General features: G+C 40.1%; 20 protein-coding genes and 1 pseudogene. 10 read left to right on the forward strand and 11 right to left on the reverse strand.

Annotation, left to right across the window (positions count from 1 at the left end; all coding sequences use genetic code 11):
* Window positions 1-91 precede the first annotated feature (91 nt).
* Entirely contained in the window at window positions 92-1,051 is a 960-nt protein-coding gene (locus SYN7502_RS09860) for an orange carotenoid protein N-terminal domain-containing protein (protein ID WP_015168689.1), read from the forward strand.
* Window positions 1,052-1,224: 173 nt separating this feature from the next.
* Here the strand turns inward: SYN7502_RS09860 and hpnH are convergent, their stop codons facing one another.
* The 4 genes from hpnH to SYN7502_RS09880 form a co-directional block, all read right to left on the reverse strand.
* Window positions 1,225-2,235, reverse strand: a complete 1,011-nt coding sequence (hpnH, locus tag SYN7502_RS09865; protein ID WP_015168690.1) for an adenosyl-hopene transferase HpnH — start codon at window positions 2,233-2,235, stop codon at window positions 1,225-1,227.
* A 101-nt stretch (window positions 2,236-2,336) separates the two neighbouring features.
* On the reverse strand, window positions 2,337-3,323 hold the full coding sequence (hpnA, locus tag SYN7502_RS09870; RefSeq protein ID WP_015168691.1) for a hopanoid-associated sugar epimerase: 987 nt from the start codon (window positions 3,321-3,323) through the stop codon (window positions 2,337-2,339).
* Window positions 3,324-3,433: 110 nt separating this feature from the next.
* Window positions 3,434-3,724 carry a PFE-CTERM domain-containing protein gene (locus tag SYN7502_RS09875; protein WP_015168692.1) on the reverse strand — a complete coding sequence of 97 codons (291 nt, stop codon included), beginning with the start codon at window positions 3,722-3,724 and terminating at the stop codon, window positions 3,434-3,436.
* Between the two features lie 82 nt (window positions 3,725-3,806).
* Window positions 3,807-4,232, reverse strand: a complete 426-nt coding sequence (locus tag SYN7502_RS09880) for a hypothetical protein (RefSeq protein WP_041429353.1) — start codon at window positions 4,230-4,232, stop codon at window positions 3,807-3,809.
* On the opposite strand from SYN7502_RS09880, the gene SYN7502_RS09885 reads away from it, so the two are divergent.
* Entirely contained in the window at window positions 4,216-4,719 is a 504-nt protein-coding gene (locus SYN7502_RS09885) for a helix-turn-helix domain-containing protein (RefSeq protein WP_015168693.1), read from the forward strand. The genes SYN7502_RS09880 and SYN7502_RS09885 overlap by 17 nt on opposite strands.
* Here the strand turns inward: SYN7502_RS09885 and SYN7502_RS09890 are convergent.
* Together SYN7502_RS09890 and SYN7502_RS09895 are read right to left on the reverse strand one after the other, a co-directional pair.
* On the reverse strand, window positions 4,703-5,287 hold the full coding sequence (locus tag SYN7502_RS09890; protein ID WP_371257757.1) for a transposase: 585 nt from the start codon (window positions 5,285-5,287) through the stop codon (window positions 4,703-4,705). The genes SYN7502_RS09885 and SYN7502_RS09890 overlap by 17 nt on opposite strands.
* Window positions 5,241-5,552 (reverse strand): transposase, encoded by a 312-nt coding sequence (locus SYN7502_RS09895; protein ID WP_041429164.1) that lies wholly within the window; start codon window positions 5,550-5,552, stop codon window positions 5,241-5,243. The genes SYN7502_RS09890 and SYN7502_RS09895 overlap by 47 nt, the downstream gene beginning before the upstream one ends.
* Window positions 5,553-5,628: 76 nt before the next feature.
* Here SYN7502_RS09895 and SYN7502_RS09900 point away from each other — a divergent pair, with 76 nt between their 5' ends.
* Both SYN7502_RS09900 and SYN7502_RS18885 read left to right on the forward strand, forming a co-directional pair.
* On the forward strand, window positions 5,629-6,195 hold the full coding sequence (locus tag SYN7502_RS09900; protein WP_015167904.1) for an IS630 family transposase: 567 nt from the start codon (window positions 5,629-5,631) through the stop codon (window positions 6,193-6,195).
* Window positions 6,196-6,203: 8 nt separating this feature from the next.
* Window positions 6,204-6,431 (forward strand): annotated as a pseudogene (locus SYN7502_RS18885) (IS1 family transposase); the annotation flags it as partial.
* Between the two features lie 33 nt (window positions 6,432-6,464).
* Here SYN7502_RS18885 and SYN7502_RS09905 read toward each other — a convergent pair.
* Window positions 6,465-7,130 (reverse strand): putative antibiotic biosynthesis monooxygenase, encoded by a 666-nt coding sequence (locus tag SYN7502_RS09905; protein WP_015168694.1) that lies wholly within the window; start codon window positions 7,128-7,130, stop codon window positions 6,465-6,467.
* 271 nt (window positions 7,131-7,401) lie between these two features.
* On the opposite strand from SYN7502_RS09905, the gene acnB reads away from it, so the two are divergent.
* Window positions 7,402-10,017 carry a bifunctional aconitate hydratase 2/2-methylisocitrate dehydratase gene (gene acnB / locus SYN7502_RS09910; RefSeq protein ID WP_015168695.1) on the forward strand — a complete coding sequence of 872 codons (2,616 nt, stop codon included), beginning with the start codon at window positions 7,402-7,404 and terminating at the stop codon, window positions 10,015-10,017.
* 11 nt (window positions 10,018-10,028) lie between these two features.
* Here acnB and scpB read toward each other — a convergent pair whose 3' ends face one another.
* Window positions 10,029-10,508 carry an SMC-Scp complex subunit ScpB gene (gene scpB / locus SYN7502_RS09915; RefSeq protein WP_015168696.1) on the reverse strand — a complete coding sequence of 160 codons (480 nt, stop codon included), beginning with the start codon at window positions 10,506-10,508 and terminating at the stop codon, window positions 10,029-10,031.
* 39 nt (window positions 10,509-10,547) lie between these two features.
* Here scpB and SYN7502_RS09920 point away from each other — a divergent pair, with 39 nt between their 5' ends.
* Window positions 10,548-10,820, forward strand: a complete 273-nt coding sequence (locus SYN7502_RS09920) for a CRR7 family NDH-1 assembly protein (RefSeq protein WP_015168697.1) — start codon at window positions 10,548-10,550, stop codon at window positions 10,818-10,820.
* On the opposite strand, the gene SYN7502_RS09925 is transcribed toward SYN7502_RS09920, so the two are convergent.
* Entirely contained in the window at window positions 10,794-12,038 is a 1,245-nt protein-coding gene (locus SYN7502_RS09925; RefSeq protein ID WP_015168698.1) for a tetratricopeptide repeat protein, read from the reverse strand. The two genes, SYN7502_RS09920 and SYN7502_RS09925, sit on opposite strands and share 27 nt — an antisense overlap.
* Before the next feature lie 234 nt (window positions 12,039-12,272).
* Between SYN7502_RS09925 and SYN7502_RS20200 the strand changes: the two genes are divergently transcribed.
* From SYN7502_RS20200 to SYN7502_RS09945, 4 genes are all read left to right on the forward strand, one after another.
* On the forward strand, window positions 12,273-12,440 hold the full coding sequence (locus tag SYN7502_RS20200; RefSeq protein WP_015168699.1) for a hypothetical protein: 168 nt from the start codon (window positions 12,273-12,275) through the stop codon (window positions 12,438-12,440).
* Window positions 12,441-12,479: 39 nt separating this feature from the next.
* Window positions 12,480-12,752 carry a YciI family protein gene (locus SYN7502_RS09935; RefSeq protein ID WP_015168700.1) on the forward strand — a complete coding sequence of 91 codons (273 nt, stop codon included), beginning with the start codon at window positions 12,480-12,482 and terminating at the stop codon, window positions 12,750-12,752.
* Between the two features lie 88 nt (window positions 12,753-12,840).
* Window positions 12,841-13,245, forward strand: coding sequence for an NIL domain-containing protein (locus SYN7502_RS09940; protein WP_015168701.1), 405 nt, complete (start codon window positions 12,841-12,843; stop codon window positions 13,243-13,245).
* A gap of 290 nt (window positions 13,246-13,535) precedes the next feature.
* Window positions 13,536-14,027, forward strand: a complete 492-nt coding sequence (locus SYN7502_RS09945) for a GNAT family N-acetyltransferase (protein WP_246828901.1) — start codon at window positions 13,536-13,538, stop codon at window positions 14,025-14,027.
* A 36-nt stretch (window positions 14,028-14,063) separates the two neighbouring features.
* On the opposite strand, the gene truB is transcribed toward SYN7502_RS09945, so the two are convergent.
* A complete protein-coding gene (gene truB / locus SYN7502_RS09950) occupies window positions 14,064-15,053 on the reverse strand; it encodes a tRNA pseudouridine(55) synthase TruB (RefSeq protein ID WP_015168703.1) in 990 nt (329 codons plus the stop codon).
* A gap of 389 nt (window positions 15,054-15,442) precedes the next feature.
* The gene (locus SYN7502_RS09955; protein ID WP_246828902.1) at window positions 15,443-16,201 is read right to left on the reverse strand and encodes a CIA30 family protein; all 759 of its coding nucleotides are present in this window, start codon (window positions 16,199-16,201) and stop codon (window positions 15,443-15,445) included.
* Between the last annotated feature and the right edge of the window lie 129 nt (window positions 16,202-16,330).

A 16,330-nucleotide genomic window follows, 5' to 3' on the forward strand; every position in this document is an offset into this window, starting at 1 on the left:
CAGCCCCAAACTTATTTTGTAAATAAATATTGCACATAATGTAAAGAATTGTAATAATATGTAAATGTAAATTAATAATTTCAAAACTAATATGGTTGCAAGTTTAGAATCAGTTCCAAATTTATTTCCTAGTACCCAAGTTGCTAGTGCTGTCCCAACAACGATCGCCGCATTTGACAAGCTTAATGTTGAAGATCGACTGGCTTTACTATGGTATGCCTACACAGAAATGGGTCGCTCTATTACTCCAGCAGCTCTCGGTTCAGCTCGCATAGTTCTAGCACAGGGTATTTTAGAGCAAATTAAACAAATGTCTCCTGCGGCTCAAACTCAAGTAATGACCGATTTGGCATCGGGTGCCGATACCCCAATTAGTCGCTCCTATGGTTCGTTTAGTGTGAATACAAAATTAGGTTTTTGGTATGAGTTGGGGGAAATGATGCAGCAGGGGCTAGTTGCTAGAATTCCTGCGGGCTATGAAATTACCCCAGAGGCAAATGCTGTTCTTGAAACTATTAAAAACCTAGATGCTGGTCAACAGATTACTGTGCTGCGTAATACTGTAGTTAACATGGGTTATGATCCAGCCCTAAATGACTATAAACGACCTGAAGAACCTGCTGCCAAACCCGTAGCATTTTCTCTAAGGAGTAAGTCCGAGATTTCTGGTATTTCAGAATATGCCGTTTTAAGCTACATCGAAAATATGAACGCATTTGACTTTAGGGCTGCTGTTTCATTATTTGTAGCAGATTCACCTGCTCTGCAGCCACCTTTTCAAAAACCAATTATTGGACGTGAAGCAATCATTGCTTATATGAACGAAGAGTGTCAAGGCTTAAAGATGATGCCCCAGCAAGGGATTTCCGAAACTCTGCCCGATGGTTCAAAGCAAGTAAAAGTTACGGGAAAAGTTCAAACTCCTTGGTTTGGTGTCAATGTTGGCATGAACATTGCTTGGCGATTTGCCCTTAATCCTCAAGGTGAGATTAAGTATCTTGCGGTTGATTTATTGGCATCTCCCCAAGAACTTCTAAATATGCAACGGTAAGTTTGAGTAATCCTAAGTAACCAATAAAGGTAAGTATCGAAAGGCTGTAACTCTGAAATACTTACCTTTTTTATTACAGTTTTTTATGGATTTGTGTAGTACTAGTACAGGGGTGGAACCCCACACCCCAACATATCACTTAGTCGTGAAATAGGCTGTAACTTGTAACTAAATTAAAACAAACTTGTTAAGGCTCGACCCATATTGGCTGGTTCTAGGGCATCCATTGCTGCTGTAGGTTCATAACCACAATGTACCATACAGTCTGCACATTTTTTATTACCACTGGCACGCCCGTACTTACTCCAGTCAGTATCTTCCAAGAGTTCTTTAAAAGTGTTGTAGTAGCCTTCATTTAAGAGATAGCAGGGTTTTTGCCAGCCCAGAACACTATAGCTGGGACTGCCCCAAGGGGTACATTCGTAGTCTTTTTCGCCCGTTAGAAAATCTAGGAAGAGTGGATTATGATAGAAGTTCCATTTTTTCTTGCCTGCTTTAAATGGAGCTAATATTTCACGGAACAAGGCACGGGTTTGTTCCCTTTGCAGGAAGTGATCTTGATCGGGTGCCCATTCATAGCTGTAGCCGGGAGAAATTTGCATCCCATCTACGCCTAGTTCAGTCAGAAAATCAAAAAATTCTTGCATTTCCTGTGGATTGGCACCTTGGAAAATCGTACTGTTGGTATTTACCCTAAATCCTCTAGCTTTCGCAGCTTTGATCGCTTTAACAGCGGTATCAAATACTCCTTTGCGATCAACGCACTGATCATGCCATTCACGCATACCATCCAAATGGATCATAAAAGTGAGGTAAGGAGATGGGGTGAACTTATCAAGGCTTTTTTCCAACAAAATGCCATTGGTGCAAAGATAAATAAACTTACGCCGTTTAATTAAGCCCTTAACAATTTCGTCAATTTGAGGATGCAGTAGCGGCTCGCCACCGGGAATAGAAACTACAGGTGCTCCGCATTCTTCTACGGCTTTGAAGCATTGCTCGGGTGTGAGATTTTGCTTTAGAATTTCAGTAGGATGTTGAATTTTGCCACAGCCACTACAGGCTAGATTGCATCGGAATAGAGGCTCTAGCATTAAAACTAGGGGAAATCTTTTATTACCTTTAACTTTTTGGGTGACTAGGTATTTTCCGATTTCAAAAGCTTGTTTAAGTTCAATTCCCATAACTTCTCACACTTGATTAACTAATTGTTTAGATGAATTGTATTTGTTCAGATGAATTTAATGCCAAATTTTAGCTGAATTATCTGCCTAATCATAACTAATTAAACATAGCCATTAGATTTAAACCAGTTTACAGCATCTGTTAAAGCGGTAGCGATCGCCGTTTGGGGCAGACCTAACTCTTTAATTGCTTTAGCAGGATTATAGTACATGACTTGTCGAGACATTCTAACCCCATCTATGGGAATGCTGGGAGATTTGCCCAATAGAGACAAAACTTTTTCATCGATCCATGCCACGGAGAACGGTAGCCAGTAGGGAACTTGAACTTGGGGTGCGGGTAATCCAGTAATTTGGGCGAGTTGATCAAGAATAAATTTTAGGGTGAGGTTTTGATGTCCGAGAATATAGCGATCGCCTGTAATTCCCTTTTCATACGCCAAAATATGTCCGATCGCCACATCTTTAACATTAATAAAATTTAGCCCAGTATCTAAATAAGCAGGCATTTGTCGCCGCAGAAACCGCAAAATAATATCGCCTGTGGGTGTGGGTTTAATATCATATCCACCAATGGGGGTACTTGGATTAACAATCACAATATCCTGCCCTGCTTGCACTGCCTTATGCGCTTCTTGTTCTGCCAAGTATTTAGATTTTTTATAATTACCCACTAATTTTTCCATAGGACTTTGATAGGTTTCATCGGCAGGTTCACCATTAGCTTTGACCCCGATCGCTGCCACAGAACTGGTATAAATGGTACGGGGAACTTCAGCTTTACGGGCTGCCTCTAAAATATTGCGAGTACCTAGGACATTATTTTGATATAGCAAGTCTTTATCTTTTTGCCATAGGGAATAGTGAGCAGCAACATGAAATAGTACGTCACAATTTTGCAGGTGTGTCCATAGTTGAGGATCATTGAGGTCGCTTGAAATAATTTGAATATCAAGGTTGTCTAGGTTAGATTTGGGACTTTGCGATCGCACTAAGGCTTTAACTTGGTAATTTTGCTCAAGTAAGCTGCGGATTAAATTGGCACCGACAAAACCAGTTCCCCCGGTAACAAAAGCAGTTTTAGCCATTTATTTGAAATTTTTCAAGGTATTGAATTATTATTACCCATAAAAATGACCCAAGCCTAAACCTGAGTCTGAAGAGGAATTTAAGAGGAATAAAATATATCTTGGTTAATCTACTTTTTTAATAACTTCTTAGTCAGCTTTTTAGCTGCAAACAAACCACCTAAAACCCCAAGCCCCAGAGCAGGAGAGAACTCAAAGGGAACAGCAGTAGCAACATCGTAAATAATCGTACCATTCCAAGTGCGGGGGGTGAATGTGTCTGAAAAAGGATAGGCTTTGCCAACTCCAAGGTCAAGTTGAAGGTCTGCATTACTATAAGTGTTGGTACCATTTGTGTAGGCAAGCCGATTGCCTTGTGAAAAGGTGACATAGATACCGGTAACGCTATTGGCGTGCAACATAAAATCTTTTACATTTATAAATGATGGAGTGCCTGTAGGATTTAAGGCTGAAACCTTAATGGTGCGGAAAACTTTTTAAGTCTCAGGATGAGACAGTAGTAACACGAGAGAATTCAATACGGTAATCCAACAGCTCTCGTTTAGATTGAGAAGCACAGGCAGGAAGAGGATTGAATTTAGGCAAAATCTGCAATTGCGGGAAAAGAAGACCTTGATAAAGTAAACGCTGAAGTTCACGGAGACCAATTTGCAGAAAACTCAAACCCCTATCATGGTGCCAATCAAGCCAAGCCCTATGCCCCAAACGTACGAGCATGATACCGAGAATCAAAGCAATCAAAGAAGCAGTATCAAGGAGCATAAATAAGCAGGTAAGAGCTTGAGGATTGCGAAGATGGGAATCTGTAACCTTAAAAGCACCAGACTTATACCAAATCGAAGAGTATAGGCTACAGATGGTATAAATATATAAACCGAGTTCAAAGAAAAAAATGGCAGGAGTATACAAATTAGAGATCAGCGAAAGTGAAGAAGAGCTAAAACATATGCTGAGAGTGCAAAAGACCGCATCAGATAAAGAAAGAATTCAGATGCTGTATCTGTTAAAAACAAAACAAGCAAGCACAATCCAGACAGCATCGACAATACTGGGACGGCATCGAGTTACATTGCAAGATTGGTTAGGGAATTATCGCAAAGGGGGAATAGTAGGACTATTAGGACATAAACCTAGAACAGGGCGAAAACAGAGTATTCCACAATGGGCGCAGAAAGCATTGATAAAAAAGCTGGAAGAAGCAGAAGGCTTTGAAAGTTATGGGCAGATCTGCCAATGGTTAGAGAACCAATTAGGAATCAAATCAAACTATAAAACTGTGCATCATCTAGTCCGATATCGGCTGAAAGCCAGACCGAAAGTGACACGTCCAGTCAGCGCAGGAAAGTCAGAAGAGCAAGTAGAAGCATATAGAGCCTGTTTCATATCTCATGAGTAGCAATTCTTTTTAGCATCAAACGAATAAAGCAAAGATTGAGTTTAGCTGTAGCATTAACGAGAGTTCTCTCAAAGTTCTTAACTAAGATTTTGCATCTTTCAACCCAAGCATTTGACCTTTCAATTACCCACCTTGTCGGCACAACTACAAACCCAGACAGACCTTTTTCTGCCTTCTGTTGCTTTGATACCTTAGGAGAAATTTCAAACCTAATCTTAGTCATAATCTCAGGATATATCTTCTCTAGTTCTTGGATCAGTTTCTCGATATGATAACCACTATCCAGCAATATCGTAGTTAGCGTAATGTCATCTGGTTTCGATTTGAAGTAATCAATGTTAATCGTTAACATCTCAATCAGTCCTTGGTCATCTGATACATTTGCTCTTGTTAAATAGGTAAAGAAAGGAAATCCCAGAGTGTCAACGGCTAAATGTCTTTTGATCCCGTTAGTTGCTTTGTAGGAGCAGAAGCCCTTGGATTCTATACTTGCATTACAAGTATTTTTCACTGCTTGTGAGTCAATGATGATTAAAGTTGTCCATTTTGATTTTTTTTGACTGTTCACGGGCTGTTGAATGCAAGGTTTCCATAATCGCAGTAAATGTACCTGTATCTTTCCACTCCTTGTAGTATCGATAGACTGTAGAGAATGGTGGTAAGTCTCGGGGCATATCTCGCCAATTACAACCGTTTTTGAGTTGGTAGAGTATGCCGTCTAAAATTTGTCTTTTTGTCCAAGTTGGCGGTCTAGTTTGCTTTTTCTTTGGGAGCAATGGTTCTATAATTTCCCATTCTTTATCTGTTAGGCTACTTGAGTATGGATTTAGCATTTTCTAAGTATCATACATCTTGCTCATAATAGATATGAAACAGGCTCTATAAAAAAACCTTGCCAGTATTATAAGCATGATTGCTTGGTTCGGCATTAATATAATCGGACTAAATGGCAAAGTGAGATTCTTTTGTCAAGATGAAACACGAATTGGGTTAAAGACAATTAGTGGAAGGAAGATCACAGCAAGAGGAGTCAAACCCAAAGGTAAAGTTCAGTGGCAGTTTAAGGCAACTTACCTCTATCGAATTGTAGAACCATCAACAGGGGAAAGCTTTTTCTATGAATTTACTCACCTTAATAGTGAATGCTTCCAAGTATTTCTGAACTTAGTAAGCGCATATTTTCAAGGTGACATCATCGTTATGCAAGTGGATCAAGCAGGAGCACACAGAGCAAAACGGTTAAAGATTCCTAAAAATATTATTTTGCTATTTCAGCCTGCCCATGCACCTGAGACTAATCCCATTGAAAGAGTGTGGCAGCATTTCAAATTAGGGTTGAGGTGGAAACTGCCAAAAGATCTTGACCAGTTGCGTGCATTAATGCGGGAAAGGTTAGAAGTTATGACTCAGGAGGTAATTGCTTCGATTGTTGGGTGGGATTATATTTTAGAGGCTTTATCTGTAGCTCGTATTTAAAGTTTGGTATTACTGACGGTTGGACTGTATATCCAAGTTTTATCCCTGATGGTGATCTGATTATTAGCAAGACTTACATGACCAGAGTTGAGGGTGAAAACTCTCGGTTACGTCACTATCTTGCGCGATTACACAGTAAAACTTTCTGCTATTCCAAATCTTTGGATATGTTGCGATACTCTATACGATTGCTGGTTCACTATCTTCATGACCCCTCTGTCCTTTCTTCTATCTGATTCATACTTCTATCTGCAACGCCAGTTTTTTATTTAAAACCAAATATCAACAGGAAACCTTCTAAAAAGTTCAACAGTTCCGAAAAGTATGGCAACAATAGTCATCAGGGCAATCATCTGCCCTTTTTTTGTGCCTTTACCTTCAAGCCATCGCTGATAAATTCGGCTAACCCATGGCACAGCGAACCAACCAGTAATAGCAACACTACAAAAATTCCCAAATAACATCCATGTCGGAAAGTCAATATAGGTCGGACGTTTCAGGAGCAGGGTAAAAATCATTACCGTTGGATATAAAACCACTAAAACTAGTAAGTTAATTTTCCACACTGGCGAAGGTTTAGTGAGATCCCGACTAAGCCAACGGGCATAGCCTTCGGCATTAGTATTACCCTCAAATTGATAGCCTTTGCCTTCCTCTAATTGAAGTAAATCACGTCTCTCTTTGCTTTCCAACCACTTCAGGCAGTTTTCAGCGTTATTGAACCGTAGTGACGTTTTAAAAATGAGAATATCTCCACCTTCATGGACAAGAATAGGTGTATCTTCGCTAATATAACCCTGATAGCCCATAGCCATCTTTTGGAGTTGTGCCTGAGAGTCTAAAAATTGCTCACGCATCAACGGATCAACTCGGTGAGTTAAATGATATTCAAAATATTCGCTAAGTGACTGCTCTGATGTTTGACTGGAATCCATAGCACCATAATATGCCTTTTTATTAAAATTGGTGATTAAGCTATTAGGCTACTAAAGTTTCAACTTGCTCTAATGTTTCACAGCAGAGATAGTAACTAATTTTGATAAGTAGAAATATATTGCAATCGCAAATTCTTAATTAAAAAGCGATTAATTTGATCAGATTTTTTGATCATACTTAAGCATAGATTGCTAATAGCTAACAAAAACTTGATCAAAACGGTACTAAGATGAAGTTATTAGACTCTCAAATTAGACTAAATTCGCACCTATGTTATCAGCCTACCGTAATCATGTTAGTGATCGCCTACAGTTAGGAAATATTCCCCCTTTACCACTTACTCCCCAGCAAACCTCTGAGCTTTGTGAACTTTTACAAAATCCCAGTGCCAGTGAAGAACCTGTAGAGGCAGAATTTTTATTAACATTGCTAAGCGATCGCATATCTCCGGGGGTTGATCCAAGTGCATATATCAAAGCAGGATTCTTAACAGCGATCGCTAAAAGTGAACTACATTCTCCCCTAGTTTCACCCCCCTATGCGGTAGAACTTCTAGGAACAATGGTTGGTGGCTATAATGTGCATTCCTTAATAGATTTACTTAGTCATGAAACCCTAGGGGCATTGGCAGCAAAAGCACTTAGCAAAACTCTATTAGTATTTGATGCATTTAACCAAGTTTTAGAACTATCCCAAACTAATCCCTTTGCCAAACAAGTAATTGATAGCTGGGCAGCCGCCGAATGGTTTACAGATCGACCATCCCTAGCTGAGAAAATCACCGTCACCGTGTTCAAAGTGCCAGGAGAAACTAACACCGACGATTTATCTCCTGCGTCCCAAGCCTTCTCTCGTCCTGATATTCCTCTCCATGCTTTAAGTATGCTGGAAACAAAGATGCCTGAAGGCTTAAACACTATAGCGGAACTAAAGAAATTAGGATTTCCCCTTGCCTATGTGGGGGATGTAGTTGGGACTGGCTCTTCGCGCAAATCGGCAATTAATTCAGTGCTTTGGCATATTGGACATGATATTCCCTTCACTCCCAATAAAAGAGCAGGTGGGGTAATTCTCGGTGGAGCGATCGCCCCAATTTTCTTTAATACCGCCGAAGATGCAGGAGCATTGCCTATTCAATGTGATGTTACTAAGCTGGAAACAGGGATGATCATTGATATCTATCCCTACGAAGGTAAAGTCACAGATCATCATACGGGCGAAACTCTTAGCACCTTTACCCTTGCACCCATCACCATTGCCGATGAAGTTAAAGCTGGTGGCAGAATTCCCTTAATTATTGGTAGAAGTTTGAGCGATCGCACCCGTCATGCCCTTGGACTAGAACCCAGTGATGTATTTATCCGTCCGTTACATCCCGAAGATTCTGGTAAAGGATTTACCCTAGCACAAAAGATGGTAGGTAAAGCCTGCGGAGTGAAAGGCATCAGACCGGGAACAGCCTGTGAACCAATTACCACAACTGTCGGCTCCCAAGATACCACTGGACCCATGACCCGTGATGAACTGCAAGAGCTTGCCTGTTTAGGTTTCAGTGCAGATTTAGTATTACAAAGCTTCTGTCATACGGCTGCCTATCCCAAACCTGTGGATATTAAAACCCATAGAGAACTTCCTTCCTTTTTCTCAGAACGGGGGGGTGTGGCTCTGCGTCCGGGTGATGGCATTATTCACTCTTGGCTCAACCGCATGCTTTTACCCGATACGGTCGGTACAGGTGGAGATTCCCATACTAGATTTCCCATTGGCATCTCTTTCCCTGCGGGTTCGGGGTTAGTTGCCTTTGCGGCTGCCTTGGGGGTTATGCCTTTAGATATGCCTGAGTCTGTATTGGTCAAATTTACGGGAGAAATGCAACCGGGGGTGACCTTACGAGATTTGGTAAATGCGATCCCCTATGTGGCGATTCAAAAGGGATTACTCACCGTTGCTAAAGAGAATAAGAAAAATATTTTCTCGGGTAAAATCTTAGAGATAGAAGGACTTCCTCATCTCAAGGTGGAACAGGCTTTTGAGCTTTCCGATGCTTCTGCCGAGCGTTCTGCCTCTGGTTGCACAGTTAAATTAGATCCAGAGCCGATCGCTGAATATCTCCGTTCTAATATTGCCTTGATGCAAAATATGATTGCTAGGGGTTATCAAGATGCTAAGACCTTAACTCGGCGCATAGCTAAAATGCAGGCATGGTTAGATAATCCTGTGTTGTTAGAAGCTGATACTGATGCGGAGTATGCGGCAGTAATTGAAATTAATCTGGATGAAATCAAGGAACCAATCGTAGCAGCACCCAATGATCCAGATAACGTGAAGCTGCTTTCAGAAGTGGCTGGCGATCCAGTCCAAGAAGTCTTCATTGGCTCCTGCATGACTAATATTGGACATTATCGGGCGGCGGCTAAGGTGTTGGAGAACGAACCTCCTGCCAGTGTCAGACTGTGGATATGTCCACCCACCAGAATGGATGAATATCAACTGAAGCAAGAAGGCGTTTACAGTACCTTTGGACTAGCAGGTGCCAGAACCGAAATGCCTGGCTGCTCCCTGTGTATGGGTAATCAAGCAAGGGTTGGCGATAATACCACTGTTTTCTCTACTTCCACTCGTAACTTTAATAACCGCATGGGTAAAGGGGCTAGGGTATATCTAGGTTCGGCAGAATTAGCGGCAGTATGTTCCCTCTTAGGACGAATTCCCACGGTGGCAGAGTACTTAGAGATCGCTAACAGGAAAATTAATCCCTTTGCCAATGATCTATATCGCTATCTCAACTTTGACCAAATTTCTGGTTTTATCGAAGATGGTAGAATTATCCCCTTAGATCAAATGCCAAGAATAGAGGATATTTTAGGTATCCCAGCCAAAGTGTAGTTACTCCAATTTCAGTTCTGCAGGAGGTCTAATTTAGACAAATCATCAATTTCAAAATACTGATGAAACTTCTGGGTAATTTCCAGATGATACGATCGCCCGTCCCGATGTTTTTGAATGAAGCCTTGATCCACTAACTCTTGAATTTGCAAATAGGCACTGGAGCCACGAATTTGAATTACATCAGCTTGACTAATGGGATTATTCAGGGCGATCGCCGCTAAGGTGCGTAATGTTCCCCGTCCTAGATCGGTGGGAATAATTTTCTGGACTAGGTCACTAAACTGAGATTTCAGGCATAATGCAAACCCTGCATCACTTTCAACAATTTCTAAAGCACTATTTCGATAAGCATAGTCGGCAATCAAATCAACCAATCCATCTTCGATGAGATTACGGTCACATTCTGCAACAATAGTGATCGCATCTATGGTCATGGGTTGCCCCTTGAGGTAAAGGATTGCTTCAATTTGTTGAGAAATATTAGTCATGGCATAATAAACACATCAAGTAATTCAGATGATTAATCTATGCCCAATAGCATAATGTATCAAGAAGATTGTTATGTAGTTCTTTCGCCTGAACTCACAGAGCAGTTTGTGTCATTGTCTGAGTTAGAGGAAATTCTTAAAGATTTACTGCTCAAGATACCATCTCAACTCCCCCAAGACCTTAAAAATATTCCTAGTCTGGAACATCAGGTGGAACGTTTGATTAAAACTGCCTGCGAATTAGATTGTCATGAACTAGGCAAATGGCAATGGTATGTAGTGAGACTAGACAAACCCAAAATCACCCATTAATTCATTTAAAAATAGTTCTATTTTTGCAACTAAAACTGATGAATCATCTCTAAATGGGTTAAGGATTGCCAAAGCTTGCTCTAGGGAACGTACTGCTTTGCCATGAAACTGATACCGATACCTAGATTCACAGCAGAGACTATATATAACTGCTAAATCATAGAGAGTGCGAGCTTTCTCTTGGGGAGTACCATAGTTATCAAACATCATTAATGCTTCTAAAAGTTCATCGGCGATCGCTTCAATACTTTCTTCGGTAACTTCATCCATGCCTTTAGCTAACCGAGCCGTAAGCACACGGGCTAAGGTACGTTTCCCCAATCCTAATCCATGTTGATTTTGGAGTTTTTCAAATCTGGGAATGGCAAACTGTTTTACATATTCCTGAGCTTGGGGAATATTATCTATCCCAATCTTAGCTTCAGCTAAATTTAGATATAAATAGGCAATTTGCTGTAAATCTAGGGGTTCTTCTAGCTGGGATAAAACATCTTTAATTACTGTAATAGCTGTTTCCCATTGTGCTTGGGCAATCGCTACTTGACTAAGTCCAATAAAAGCCTGAACCCGTAAATATTTGTCATCAAGTTCAACGGCTATATCCAAGCTTTGTTCAAAATACTCTTGGGCGCGCTGATACTGATCTAGTTGCAAATAAATCCGCCCTAAAAGCTCGCAGTTATTAGCTCGGCTGGTACGAGAAGTTGATTTCTGTAAGTAAGATAAAGCAGTCTTAAAGTCACCAAGCCCGATATAAGATTCTGCCAAGTTACGTTCCAATGTCGATAGCATTTCTGGCTCATTAGTGTAACTGCTACAGATTTGATCAAACTGGGCGATCGCTTCGTGAAAGTTACCCTCCTGCAAACTTAAAAGCCCTTGGGCATAAATAACATAGCTTCTTTGTTGATCCGTGGCTTGACGTGGATGGGCGGATAAGCTAGGAACAGACTGGCTATGACTACTATCTAATTTCTCTCTGTCTAATTTTTTTAATATATAGATTGATCTATCTAAAAGTGACTTAGCTCTACCTAGGGCAGGAATTTGCCCAATTTCAATTAACTCTATGGCTAATTCAGTTAGAGCTTTAGAAATTAGCACCTCATCATTCAAAGACTCAGCCCGTTGAATAGATTCCTCAAAACAAGCGATCGATTCGGCTCGATCTTGTCTCCGCAATAATTGCCCCTGCTTTAGAAGCTCACTTGGTTGCATAGACTACATTCCCTTTGCAAATATCCCTCATCTAATCTTACAGTGATTTTATCGCTCTTGTATAAACGGATATTAAGTAAATTGTGATTTTTGTCAAAGATTTATTGAGAAATTCTGGTATTTCCGTGAAAGCCTGTTAGTTTGTTAATCCATAAATCAGATTTTCTTATTAAATTACATTTAACTTTAATCATAAAAAATCATCAAATTATTAAAATTAAAACTATTAAACCCATGTATAAAAACTCAGACCCTGTGATATCAATTGTTACTGCTGCTGTTGGTGCAGGTAGTGCAGCTTATATTAGTGTTAGTCAAGGACAGAGTGTATTAACAGGCTTAGGAGTAACTGCGATCGCTACGGTTATAGCCGTAATGGTTGATAGGTTTTATTATCGGTAAGTAATATCCTAAAATATCTAACAAATATGTCCAAGTAATATGTCTAAAAAATATGTAATGTGGGGATCATACTGTGATCAAGTTCTAGAAAAAAGAACACCCCACCGCCAAGATCATTTAGATAATCTGCAGGCATTAAAAAATAATGGGCAGTTAATTACTATCGGTCCAACCCAAAATTTACAAAAAGTATTTGCTGTGTATGTAGCTGATACCGAGGCAGAAGCTCGCAGTTTGATTGAAGCCGATCCCTACTGGCAACATCAAATTTGGACTGAGTATGAAATCTATGAATGGGTGCAGGTTTTTTAGACAATTTTTTGGGGGTTATAGCTTAAACTTGTCTTTAAGTCGCTCACTAATCAATTACTAATCCGTTACTAAGATCAGGGATAAAGCCATGAAACAGAGAGTGAATCTGACTTTTCCTAAGTCCACAATTAGTATCCCTCTATCCTATCGCTTGGCAATAGATTTTAATATTGCGGCTAATATTATCCGTGCTCACATTGCCCCTAATCAAGAAGGTAAAATGGTGATGGAGCTTTCCGGCGACATTGATCATTTAGAATCTGCCCTAGAATGGATGCGATCGCAGAATATAGAGGTGTCTTCCGATAAAAGAGAAATTGTTATTGATGAAGACCAGTGTGTCGATTGTGGACTTTGTACAGGGGTTTGCCCAACTACAGCCTTAAATTTAGACCCAATTAGCTTTCGTTTGAATTTTAGGCGATCGCTTTGTATAGTTTGCGAACAATGTATTTCCGTTTGTCCCGTGGAGGCAATTTCGATTAATCTATGAAAAAGTAAACTAGACTACCATACCAACCTGAATAAAAAGCCAAATCTAAGACGGGAAATAGCCATGGCGTTTACTAGACTTTTTTGTGTACGGCTTTTTTGTGATCAGTGATAAAAATACAGTCATAATATATCTATACAAATGGTGTATTGTAAAAATGACCTTAAGACTTGTTTCTAAATTCCATAGTTATTTGGCATAGTGATTTGGCAATGTTAAAGCCATAGGTATTAGTAGCAGATGGTAAGTACTCAGCAAATAATTTTGTCAGCTTACTATGATCATGAAATTTGGTCATTAAATTTTTAGGAGTGTGTGATTTGGATAATCGTCATATTCAGTTTTGTGATTCCCCTGACTTGGTAGATTTTAAGCAGTTACAGGAGTTACTCAGAGTCAGTGCATTTTGGGCAAGGACAAGAACCATAGAAGACTTAAAAGTGGCGATCGCCAATTCCAATCCCGTAGTTACAGTGTGGGATGGCGTAAAGTTAATTGGTCATGCTCGTGCTACTAGTGATGTGGTTTATCGGGCAACAATTTGGGATGTGGTGATTGATCCAGATTACCGAGGTACGGGCTTGGGTAGAAAGTTAGTGCAGACCGTTTTGGCACATCCGAGAGTCTGTAATGTGGAACGTGTGTATTTAATGACTTCGATGCAACAGAAGTTTTATCAACATATTGGGTTTGAGCTTAACTCAAGTACGACTTTGGTTTTACATAATCAACGGGGATCAGAAGTAGAAGTTTTACTAACGCAGTCATCTTTATCTGGGTGATTTATCTGAGTAGTGTGATGGGATTGTTGGCAAGTATTACTGGCTAAGGAGTTGGGTCTCAAGGACTACTACGGGTATAAGCTGATCAACATGAATTTCGCCGACTCCTAAAAACTGAGCTTGGGCATAAATTCGCCGATAGTTATTCCCAGAAGTACTTGCAGAAGATAAATTAGAATCCAGGCTGATATATCGACTATATTGATTAGTGCTTAGAGCCTGTCCTTGCGTCCAACGTTTTGCCGCATCTATCGGTAATTCAATCATGGCAAGATTTTGCAGAGCCGCATCGGCAGAGATTAAACCATGGCTAGGCTCTGAAGTCTCAGGGATTTGGGCAATTTCAGTAAAAGTTTTGCTGTCAATAAGATCAAATCCATTGCTAAAGGTGCGTTCCAAGCCTGATAAAGTTGCTCCACATTTTAGTAACTCTCCTAAATCACGAGCGATCGCCCGAATATAGGTACCACTACCACAGGCAATCATTAGGTCTAATTCGGGAAAACTTCCTGATCGCCATGCCAAAACTTCAATTTTATAAACTTCTACGGTTCTAATCGGTACTTCCACGGGTAAACCAGCACGCGCTAAATCATATAACCGTACTCCATTGACTTGAATGGCACTAAAGGCAGGTGGACGTTGTTGAATAGTGCCTTGAAATAGGGGTAAGAGCCTTTCAATATCTATTAATTTAAGGTCTGGACATTCCTTTTGAGTCAAAATTTCCCCTTCCATATCATCAGTATTGGTAATAATTCCAAACCGTATCGTTGCTTTATATGCCTTGCCTTCAGGGAGAAATCGCAGCAGTCTTGTACAATTACCAATGGCGATCGGTAAAACTCCTGTTGCCATTGGGTCAAGGGTGCCACTATGTCCTACTTTTTTTTGATTAAGAAGTTTACGAACTCGGCTAATACAGTCGTGGGCAGTAATTCCTCTAGGCTTATGCAGATTTAAAAAACCATTAATCACAGAACAACTATCCTTAGAATCTTTAAAAATTAGCGATTGCTTCGCCATGCTCCTAAAGATTTACCATAGTCTTCGATCTCTTTTAGAGAATCTCCTAAACTCATACAGCCTGTTTCACTACCAATAGAAACGTTGGGGTGTGGGGCTGCGCCCCTGTACACCAAAGCCCGCTTAGAATAAGCCTCAGTATAGTCAGGATCGCCTTGATATTTAATAAGAAATAAGAACGATAGAATAAAGTACCAAGATTTTTAACCCTATTAGCCCTAGCATAATTGCCAAAGATTTATAACTGAGCAACTGAGATCAATCCTAGTAGAGATATCCTAGAGTCAGCCGTCTAAATTTTAGCTTTTATTTTGTTTTAATTTAACTTCAGGCTAGGTTACTATACAAATTAGGAAGTAGCTTAACCAAGAATACGAGTTGATTAGCTCTCAATTACTGTAAGCACTAATAGATTCAATTTGAAGTTGGAAATTGCCTGCGGTAAATCGAGGGTTTAAAGCACCGTCATACTCAAATTTACTTAGCATTAACTGAAAAGCATAGATTTGGGCAGGATTAAGAATAGCCCCCGCCACAGTTTTTGACCGAAATATGGGCTGCATTTGGGTAAAAGGAATCCGAACAGTTATCCAGCGTTCCCGTTCAGTATCAAAGGAAATACTAAAGGCAACTCCATCCCATCGAGTCTCACCCCGCACTAAAAACTTATACCTTTGCCCATCTCCTTTAAGCCGCAGTTCAATTCCTGTATATTGAGCGAGATTTAGTGGGGGTTCAAAGTTGCGAGTCCGCACTGAAGCAAATCCGCCTGAGTTGGCAGTGGATACAACTCCAGAAAATATGGCTCCACTACTTGATACGGTAATATTACTTTGGCTAACCCCGCCCATAACCACATCATCGATCGCCCCCCAAGCATCTTGTGAGTTTTTTGATGGATCACGAAAGTTAAATAAGGATAGATTTGATGACAATGGCTTAATCCCAGGACTCGTTACAGCGTATTTATCAAGAATAATCGGATCAGCATAGGCTTTACTATCAAGGTTGTTTAGGGCTGGATTCCCCATGATTGTTTGAAACCAAATGTTATCACTCAAAATTGGAATAACGCCAAAATAGGCAAGGGTTTTGACAAATCGCCCTAGATGCCAAGATTCTAATGCTTTTTTTTGTATTTTATGCAATGGTTTTAAGTTTATTGCCAATGGATGTGTCTTAATGTTTTATTTTACTCCTTTCCCACTCAACAAAAAGGTGGAAAATCACTGAAATCAAAGTAAATCAGGACTTATGCAGTATAGAAGAAAAACCTA

Source organism: Synechococcus sp. PCC 7502 (assembly GCF_000317085.1).
GTDB lineage: Bacteria > Cyanobacteriota > Cyanobacteriia > Pseudanabaenales > Pseudanabaenaceae > PCC-7502.

Coding starts and splice junctions, on each gene's coding strand:
- SYN7502_RS09860 (WP_015168689.1), top strand. CDS start 92: ATGGTTGCAAGTTTAGAATCAGTTCCAAATTTATTTCCTAGTACCCAA.
- hpnH (WP_015168690.1), bottom strand. CDS start 2,235: ATGGGAATTGAACTTAAACAAGCTTTTGAAATCGGAAAATACCTAGTC.
- hpnA (WP_015168691.1), bottom strand. CDS start 3,323: ATGGCTAAAACTGCTTTTGTTACCGGGGGAACTGGTTTTGTCGGTGCC.
- SYN7502_RS09875 (WP_015168692.1), bottom strand. CDS start 3,724: ATGTTGCACGCCAATAGCGTTACCGGTATCTATGTCACCTTTTCACAA.
- SYN7502_RS09885 (WP_015168693.1), top strand. CDS start 4,216: ATGGCAGGAGTATACAAATTAGAGATCAGCGAAAGTGAAGAAGAGCTA.
- SYN7502_RS09895 (WP_041429164.1), bottom strand. CDS start 5,552: ATGCTAAATCCATACTCAAGTAGCCTAACAGATAAAGAATGGGAAATT.
- SYN7502_RS09900 (WP_015167904.1), top strand. CDS start 5,629: ATGATTGCTTGGTTCGGCATTAATATAATCGGACTAAATGGCAAAGTG.
- SYN7502_RS09905 (WP_015168694.1), bottom strand. CDS start 7,130: ATGGATTCCAGTCAAACATCAGAGCAGTCACTTAGCGAATATTTTGAA.
- acnB (WP_015168695.1), top strand. CDS start 7,402: ATGTTATCAGCCTACCGTAATCATGTTAGTGATCGCCTACAGTTAGGA.
- scpB (WP_015168696.1), bottom strand. CDS start 10,508: ATGACTAATATTTCTCAACAAATTGAAGCAATCCTTTACCTCAAGGGG.
- SYN7502_RS09920 (WP_015168697.1), top strand. CDS start 10,548: ATGCCCAATAGCATAATGTATCAAGAAGATTGTTATGTAGTTCTTTCG.
- SYN7502_RS09925 (WP_015168698.1), bottom strand. CDS start 12,038: ATGCAACCAAGTGAGCTTCTAAAGCAGGGGCAATTATTGCGGAGACAA.
- SYN7502_RS20200 (WP_015168699.1), top strand. CDS start 12,273: ATGTATAAAAACTCAGACCCTGTGATATCAATTGTTACTGCTGCTGTT.
- SYN7502_RS09935 (WP_015168700.1), top strand. CDS start 12,480: ATGTCTAAAAAATATGTAATGTGGGGATCATACTGTGATCAAGTTCTA.
- SYN7502_RS09940 (WP_015168701.1), top strand. CDS start 12,841: ATGAAACAGAGAGTGAATCTGACTTTTCCTAAGTCCACAATTAGTATC.
- truB (WP_015168703.1), bottom strand. CDS start 15,053: ATGGCGAAGCAATCGCTAATTTTTAAAGATTCTAAGGATAGTTGTTCT.